The organism is Streptomyces xylophagus (assembly GCF_000716435.1).
Classification (GTDB): Bacteria; Actinomycetota; Actinomycetes; order Streptomycetales; family Streptomycetaceae; genus Streptomyces; species Streptomyces xylophagus.
This window is the reverse complement of record NZ_JNWO01000036.1, coordinates 70069-77483: the sequence shown is the minus strand read 5'-3', so window position 1 is coordinate 77483 and position 7415 is coordinate 70069. Positions and strand designations below refer to the sequence as shown.

The 7415-nt window shown below is 69.8% G+C and carries 4 protein-coding genes, 1 tRNA gene, 1 other RNA gene and 1 pseudogene; 2 read left to right on the top strand and 5 right to left on the bottom strand.

Annotated elements, in window-relative coordinates; translation table 11 throughout:
- Nucleotides 1-1387 (bottom strand): DNA polymerase III subunit gamma and tau (locus OO70_RS45385; RefSeq protein ID WP_043685833.1); only part of this gene is annotated, 1387 nt, incomplete at its 3' end.
- A 172-nt stretch (nt 1388-1559) separates the two neighbouring features.
- Nucleotides 1560-1658, bottom strand: an RNA gene (ffs, locus tag OO70_RS51920) — signal recognition particle sRNA small type.
- 71 nt (nt 1659-1729) lie between these two features.
- On the opposite strand from ffs, the gene OO70_RS45380 reads away from it, so the two are divergent.
- Nucleotides 1730-1817: transfer RNA gene (locus OO70_RS45380), tRNA-Ser, on the top strand.
- Between the two features lie 171 nt (nt 1818-1988).
- On the opposite strand, the gene OO70_RS54965 is transcribed toward OO70_RS45380, so the two are convergent.
- Complete coding sequence (locus OO70_RS54965) at nt 1989-2321, bottom strand: hypothetical protein (protein ID WP_158711605.1); 333 nt, start codon at nt 2319-2321, stop codon at nt 1989-1991.
- Nucleotides 2322-2494: 173 nt separating this feature from the next.
- On the opposite strand from OO70_RS54965, the gene fxsT reads away from it, so the two are divergent.
- The gene (fxsT, locus tag OO70_RS45370) at nt 2495-4771 is read left to right on the top strand and encodes an FxSxx-COOH system tetratricopeptide repeat protein (RefSeq protein WP_051742213.1); all 2277 of its coding nucleotides are present in this window, start codon (nt 2495-2497) and stop codon (nt 4769-4771) included.
- 32 nt (nt 4772-4803) lie between these two features.
- On the opposite strand, the pseudogene OO70_RS56385 reads toward fxsT, so the two are convergent.
- Both OO70_RS56385 and OO70_RS45360 read right to left on the bottom strand, forming a co-directional pair.
- A pseudogene (locus OO70_RS56385) lies at nt 4804-5526 on the bottom strand (aminotransferase class I/II-fold pyridoxal phosphate-dependent enzyme); the annotation flags it as partial.
- A 373-nt stretch (nt 5527-5899) separates the two neighbouring features.
- Complete coding sequence (locus OO70_RS45360) at nt 5900-7411, bottom strand: carboxylesterase/lipase family protein (RefSeq protein ID WP_078651819.1); 1512 nt, start codon at nt 7409-7411, stop codon at nt 5900-5902.
- Between the last annotated feature and the right edge of the window lie 4 nt (nt 7412-7415).

Genomic DNA, 7415 nt, shown 5'->3' with positions numbered 1-7415 from the left:
GTGTCGTAGCGGCGAAGGGGGCACCGGGGCCGGGGGGCGGGGTGGTGCCGGGGGCCCCTGGGCCTCGTACGGCAGCCCTCGCGGCAGCGGCACCTCCGCCTGGCGGGACGGGGGCGGCGGCGCCACCGTAGGCCGGGGCCTGGGGGCGGGTCTGAGCTTGGGCCTGGGGGTGGGCGTCGGGTCCGGGGGCGTAGCCCATGGCGGGCGCGCCTCCGCCACCGGCGAAGTTGACCCCACGCTCCAGGCGGTCGAGGCGGGCCATGACCGACTGCTCGTCGCCGTAGGCGGCGGGGAGCATCACCCGGGCGCAGATGAGCTCGAGTTGGAGGCGGGGGGAGGTGGTGCCGCGCATCTCGGTCAGGCCGGTGTTGACGAGGTCGGCGGCGCGGCTGAGCTCGGCCGCGCCGAAGGTGCCGGCCTGGGCCTGCATGCGTTCCAGTACGTCGGTCGGGGCGTCGATGAGGCCCTTCTCGAGGGCGTCGGGGACGGCGGCGAGGATCACCAGGTCGCGGAGGCGCTCCAGCAGGTCGGCGACGAAGCGGCGCGGGTCGTTGCCGCCCTCGATGATGCGGTCGACGACTTCGAAGGCGGCGGCGCCGTCACCGGTGGCGAAGGCCTCGATGACGGAGTCGAGGAGCGAGGCGTCGGTGTAACCGAGCAACGAGGTCGCCATGGCGTATGTCACACCGTCGGTGCTCGCCCCCGCGAGCAACTGGTCCATGACGGACATGGAGTCACGCACGGAACCGGCACCGGCCCGCACGACGAGCGGCAGTACGCCGTCCTCGACGGGGATGTCCTCCTGCCCGCACACCTGGCCCAGGTAGTCGCGCAGGGTGCTGGGCGGCACGAGCCGGAAGGGGTAGTGATGGGTGCGTGACCGGATCGTCCCGATGACCTTCTCGGGCTCGGTGGTCGCGAAGATGAACTTGAGGTGCTCCGGCGGCTCCTCGACGACCTTCAGCAGCGCGTTGAAGCCGGCCGGCGTGACCATGTGGGCCTCGTCGATGATGTAGATCTTGTAGCGGCTGCTCGCGGGTCCGAAGAACGCCTTCTCGCGCAGCTCACGGGCGTCGTCCACACCACCGTGCGACGCGGCGTCGATCTCGATGACGTCGATGGAACCGGGACCGTTGCGCGCGAGGTCCGTGCAGGACAGGCACTCGCCACAGGGGGTCGGGGTGGGTCCCTTCTCGCAGTTCAGACAGCGGGCCAGGATGCGCGCGCTCGTGGTCTTGCCGCAGCCTCGCGGCCCGCTGAACAGGTACGCGTGATTGACCCGGTTGTTCCGCAGCGCCTGCTGCAACGGGTCGGTGACATGTTCCTGCCCGATGACCTCGGCGAACGACTCCGGGCGATAACGGCGGTACAGCGCGAGAGACGACACGCGTACGAGGTTATAGGCGCCCACTGACAACCGGGGCCGGTGGCGAGTTCGGCGCAGCCTCGGCCACAGCCGCGGCGCCACCACCACAGGGGCGATCACCGCAGGCGCGACCACCACAGGCGCGACCACCACAGGCGCGACCACCGCAGGCGCGACCACCGCAGGCGCCGGGAACGCAAGCGCCCCCCACGCACCCGCCAGAGCCAACCTACCCTTGCTGCCTTCCGGCCCTGGGGGAGTTCAGTCAGATAGCGCCGCGTGAGGGGCTCCGCACAGGCTACAGGATCTGAGCGGGGGGAACGAGTTCGCTAGCACTCCTCAACGTCTTGTATTGTTTGCCGCGGAGGATTCGCCTAGTGGCCTAGGGCGCACGCTTGGAAAGCGTGTTGGGGGCAACCCCTCACGAGTTCGAATCTCGTATCCTCCGCCAGTGCCTCACCGGGCACGATGTCGAAGGGCCCCACTGTTCACAGCGGGGCCCTTCGTCGTGTGGTTCGGGCTGAACCTTGTCGGGAACAATTCGGTAGCAACTGGGCCGCCGAGGTGTTTACTTGAGTCAGGCGACAGCGGGGGAGTGACAGTGCCCATACCTGGACTGGAATTAGTGGCCGGAGCGGCGGTCGGCTATCTCGTGCGGAAGGTTCGGCGGGTGGGTTCCCGGGCCGATGCCGAGGTGGACCGGGTTCTCGACGAGAGCATGGATGCCCTGCACGAGCTGGTCAGTGGGGTCGTCGGGGACGATCCCGCGGTCACGCGGCTGTTGGAGCAGGCCGGTGACGGTGAGGTGACCGAGCGCACGACGCGGCGGGCGACGGACGCGATCGCCGACATGGCTGAGGAGAATCCCGAGTTCGCCGGCGAGTTGGCCGCGTCCGTCGACCGGCTGCAGCGGCACGAGGCCGGACTGGCGCAGCAGAGCGGTGTCAGCGCGCATGGTGACATCCGGGTCGAGACCGGTGGCGTCGTTGTCGGAGGGAATGTCTCGGGAGGGGTGACGACCGGGCCCCACCCTTCGGCGCCGGGACCGCGCGAGGGCTGAGCGGTTCCGGAGAGACGTCCGCCCAACCGACGATCACGGCCGAGACGGCGGCGATCGCCGGCGGAGTCGTGGCCACGCACATCGACCATGTGCACCTGGCACCCCCGCCGTCGAACGGGCCGGTCACCCGAGCGAGGCCGATCCACGCACTCCCCTCGCGCAACCAGGCGTTCACCGGGCGGACCGCCCTCCTGGAACGCGTCGGCGCGAGCATCCAGCACACGGGAGAGGGCGTCACCGAGGACCCCGGCGTGGTGTCGCTCATCGGGATGGGCGGCATCGGCAAGACCCAACTGGCCCTCGAATACACCCATCGCCACGCCGACGAGTACGGGCTGGTGTGGTGGGTGGGCGCCGATCAGCTCGCCGCGGTCATGGCGAGCCTCACCGCCCTGGCCTCCCAGTTGGGACTCACCGCCGTCCAGCCGTCCCTGTTGATCCGGGCCCTCTGGGTGGAACTGGCGTCCAGGCACGACTGGTTGCTGGTGTACGACAACCTCGACGATCTCGGCGCCATGAACGACCTCCTCCCGCCCGACGGGGGAAAGCTGCTCATCACCGGCCGCGATCCCCGCATCGGACGGATCGGTACGCGCATCGACGTGACCGAGTTCGAGCGGGAGGAGTCGATCACGCTGCTGTCGCGCCGCTGTCCCTCCCTGTCTCCCGCCGACGCCGACCGGGTCGCCGCCGCAGTGGGCGATCTGCCCCTCTCGGTGGAGCAGGTCGGCTGTTTCCTGGACGAGACGGGCCTGGAGACCGCCGACTACCTCACGCTCCTCAGGTCCCAGCCGACCGCGAGCGGCCTGGACGACCGCACCGTCTCGGCGCACCCCGGCCTGGTGTCGGTGGTCGTCACCAGCCGCGACCGGCTGGTGACGACCGCCGGTCCGGCGGCCGCCGACCTGCTCGACCGGCTCGCGTTCCTCGCCCCGGAGCCGATCCCGCTGGGCTCCGACCCCGCCGCCGGGCCGCCTCGGTTCGGCGTCCGGCTCGGTGACACCGCGACGGCCGCTCTGGCCGTCCGCAAGATCGTCACCCTCGGGCTGGCCCGGCACGCCGACAACGCCCTGCAGATGCACCGCCTCGTCCACAGCCTGCTCCGGGACAGGATTCCGTTCGACGAGCACGCGGTGATCCACCACGCCGCGGAGGAGCTGCTCGCCACGATCGCCCTGGGCGACCCGGACACCCCCGAGTCCTGGCACGAGTACGGGCTGGTCGTCCCGCACGTACGGGAACTCCTGTCGTCCGCCGCGGCCCTGCCCGGGAGCCAGCTGGACGCGGAGGCGTTCCGCACCCTGGTCCTGAAGGTTCAGCGGTATCTGTACTTCTCCGGCCAGTCCCGGTCCGCGGTCGACATCTGCCGGATGACCCAGAAGTCCTGGACGGACCGGCTCGGCCCCGACCACCCCGACACACTCCACGCCGGCTACAACCTCGCGTCCAACCTCTTCGAGCTCGGTGAGTACGCGCAGGCACGCGAGGTCGACCAGGACGTCTTGGACCGGCGGCGCCGGGTCCTCGGCATGGACCATCAGGACACCATCCGGTCTGCGCACCAGTTCGCGGCCGACCTCTACGACCTGGGGGACTACGCCGGGGCGCGCGCCCTGGACGAAGAGGGGTGGCGGCACCGCCGCCGACTGCTCGGCGAGCACCACCCCGACACCCTGCAGTCGGCCCACTACCTGGGCTCGGACCTGTATGAGCTCGGCGAGCTGGAAAAGGGACGCGCCATCAACGAGGAGGTCTTCAAGCGGCGCCGGGAGGTTCTCGGCGAGCACCACCCCGACACGCTGCACTCCGCGCACCATCTCGGCTCCGACCTGTGCGACCTGGGCGAACTGGACCGAGCCCTGAAGCTGCAGCAGTGGGTGCTGAGTCGGCGGCGGCAGCTCCTGGGCGAGGACCACCCCGACACCCTGCGTACGACGCACTACCTGGCCATCACCCTCCACCGGATGGCCGACCATCCCCAGGCGCGGGCGCTCAACGAGGACGTCTGGAACCGGCGTCGGCGGCTGCACGGTGACGACCATCCCGACACTCTCCGCTCCGCCTACAGCTTCGCGGACGATCTGCGCGCCCTCGAGGACTACCCGCAGTGCCCGTATCTCCGTGAGCGGAGGTGCCCGTATCTCCGTGAGCGGAGGTGCCCGTATCTCCGTGAGCGGAGGTGCCCGTATCTCCGTGAGCGGAGGTGCCCGTATCTCCGTGATCAGCCGTCACCGAGCTCGGTCCAGAGACCGGCGATCACCTCGGAGGCCTGGACGATGATGTCCGGGTCGCGCAGCAGGGCCATGCGGAGATGCCTGCGGCCCAACTCCGGTGACGACCAGTAGAAGCGCTCGCCGGAGAGGACGTGGACGCCCCGTTCGGCGAGCAGCACGCGGACGCGCTCGCCGTCCAGTCCGTCGGCGACGACCTCCAGCCATGCCAGGCCCAGCTTCTGGGTGTCGTCCGTTCTCAGGAAGGAACCAGGGATCGCTCTCTGGAAGAGCGTCCGGTTCCGCGCGACGATCTCGCGTAAATAGCGGCCGTGATCGACCTCCGCGAGATTCACGAACTCCGTGATCAGCCGGACGGTGAAAGGCGAGAGGTGGAGAAGGAAGTCCGCGTGGATTCCCACGACGGCGTCGACCAGCCTCGGCGAGACGCAGAAGAAGGGCGCCTTCAACTCGGCCGCGGGCCAGACCTTTCCGGTGTCCTCGATGACGACGCAGTCGATTCCGGAATCGGCGAGTATCCCGTAGTGGTCGTAGACCTGCTCGTCGGACAGGTAGACCCGGAAGCAACCGTCGAGAACGAGGAGCTTCTCCTCGGCCACGCAGAATTCGACGATGCGCTTGAACGCCGCCTCGCCGACCACGGTGCCGGTGGGGTTGTTCGGGCTCACCAGGAAGATCACGTCCGCGGTGAGCGTCTCCAGCAGGCTCTCCAACTCGGCCGTTCCGCCCGTCAGTACGGTCTCCGGAAACGGCTGAAGAGGTATGCGGTGGCGCAGCAGGATGTCGGCGATGTTGTCGAAGCAGGGCTCGATCAGGGCTACGGAAAGCCCCCTGAGGCGCAGCACATTGGCCACGATCTCTACGGCCATCGAGGCGGAGTAGCACATCAGCCCGGTGAAGTACTCCGGGATGTACGACTGCGCGCCTAGTCCGAGGTAGCGGCGGATGTACTCCGACTCGGCCTGCCGGCCCAGCCTGCGGTCGGACTCGGCGAAGAAGCGCGCCGACTCGGCGATGATCGCGGATTCGGCGGTGGTCCAGGAGCGGAACGCGTGGCCGTCCGACAGATTGTGATCGAAAGGAAGAGCATCCACCTCCTCCTGCGTGAGATTGCGCTCGATCACCCTCACCCCTTGTGTCCCGACCGACCGTCCCTCGCCCTGCACGGCTTCTGATCGTCTCTCCCGGCCCTCGCCGTCCGCAAGACGCCGATCTCCTCCCGGATTGCGATACCGGTGACTTCTACGGTTCCCAGCAGGGCGCCACGTAGTCCGGCGGTTCGTTCACGAAGTCCGCGTCCCCGCCGATCTGCCGAGTGCGGGGGCGGTCGGGGCCGTCCGAGTGGTAGGCGGGCCAGCCCGGATCGCCGGCCGTGAGGAACGCGGTCCATGCGCCGATGAGGGTGTCTCGGGCGGCGCGGTTCTCCGGGGTGTCGATGTTCAGGGCGGTGAGTTGGTCGAAGGCGTAGAAGCGTTCGGCGCCGTGGAAGGCGCCGTAGTGGGGGCCCAGGGGTTCGGCGGAGAGGAGGTAGGTGTGGGCGGATCCGCCTGCCGCGGTCTGGAGTTGAGCCAGGCGGGTTGCTCGGCGGCGGTAGACGGCGTCGGAGAGGAAGAGGGTTCGCAGGTCGGACAGTTCGGTGAACTGGTCGTTGGATGGGGGCGGTTGGCGGTGGGTTCGGTATGCCTCCAGCAGGTCGTGGGGGTGTGCTGCGCCTGCCTGTTCCATCTCGGCCAGGAGGGACCGTTCGTCCGACGGGTGGCGGTAGTGCTCGCTGGCGTAGAGGTACTGGAAGGTGCGGAACTCGTCCCGGTTGGCGCCGATCAGCAGGGGGATGTCGGTCGCGGCGCCCGCGGCGATGGCCTCGGCGGGGTCCTCGGTGATGACCGTTCCGTCGTGGACGAGGCCCCAGGCGCGGCCGCCGGGCAGGTTGCGGGCGCCGAAGTCCTGGTCGATCACCGCGTGTTGGGCCTCGATGACGCGGTCGAGCGGGGCCGTCGACAGTCCGGCCAGGTCCTTGACGCCCACGTGCGCCAGGAGGGCCTCCGTGAGGGACGCGGAGAGGTCGCGTGGGTAGAGACGGCCGATGCTGCCGCTGTGCAGGATCGCCTTGTGGAAGGTGCCTCGGGCGGCGGGGTGGGTCAGCAGGGCGCCGATCGAGAAGGCGCCCGCGGAGTGGCCGGCGACGGTGATGTTGTCCGGATCGCCGCCGAACGAGGCGATGTTGTCGTGGATCCAGCGCAGTGCGGCGGTCTGGTCCTGGAGGCCGAGGTTGGCGCTGTCCGCCCACTCGGCCGCGTCCGGGCCCGCCGGGTGCAGCCAACCGAGCGCGCCGACACGGTAGTTGGGGGCCACCACCACCGCGCCGGTCAGGCGGGAGAGGGCGGCGCCGTCGGTCACGGGCGGGGAGGCATTGCCCAGTTCGAAGCCTCCGCCGTAGATCCACACCAACACCGGCCGGTGGCCGCCGAGTTCGGGGGTCCACACGTTGAGGTAGAGGCAGTCCTCGGATGTCGCATAGCCGCCGGGGCCGTCCGCGCCGCGTTGTGCGGGGGCGGCGGGGAAGCGGGTGGCCTCGCGTACGCCCTCCCAGGGGGTGGGTGGTTGCGGTGGGCGCAGGCGCAGGGGGCCGATGGGCGGGGCGGCGAACGGTACGCCCGCGAACAGGGTCGTCGGCGTGCCGCCCGTGTCCGTCGTCGTTCCGCGCAGAACTCCGTAGGTGGTGGGTGCGGTGGGTTCGGGGTGCGGCTTCTTCATCGGG

Coding starts and splice junctions, on each gene's coding strand:
- OO70_RS54965 (WP_158711605.1), bottom strand. CDS start 2,321: ATGCGCGCTGACACCGCTCTGCTGCGCCAGTCCGGCCTCGTGCCGCTG.
- OO70_RS45360 (WP_078651819.1), bottom strand. CDS start 7,411: ATGAAGAAGCCGCACCCCGAACCCACCGCACCCACCACCTACGGAGTT.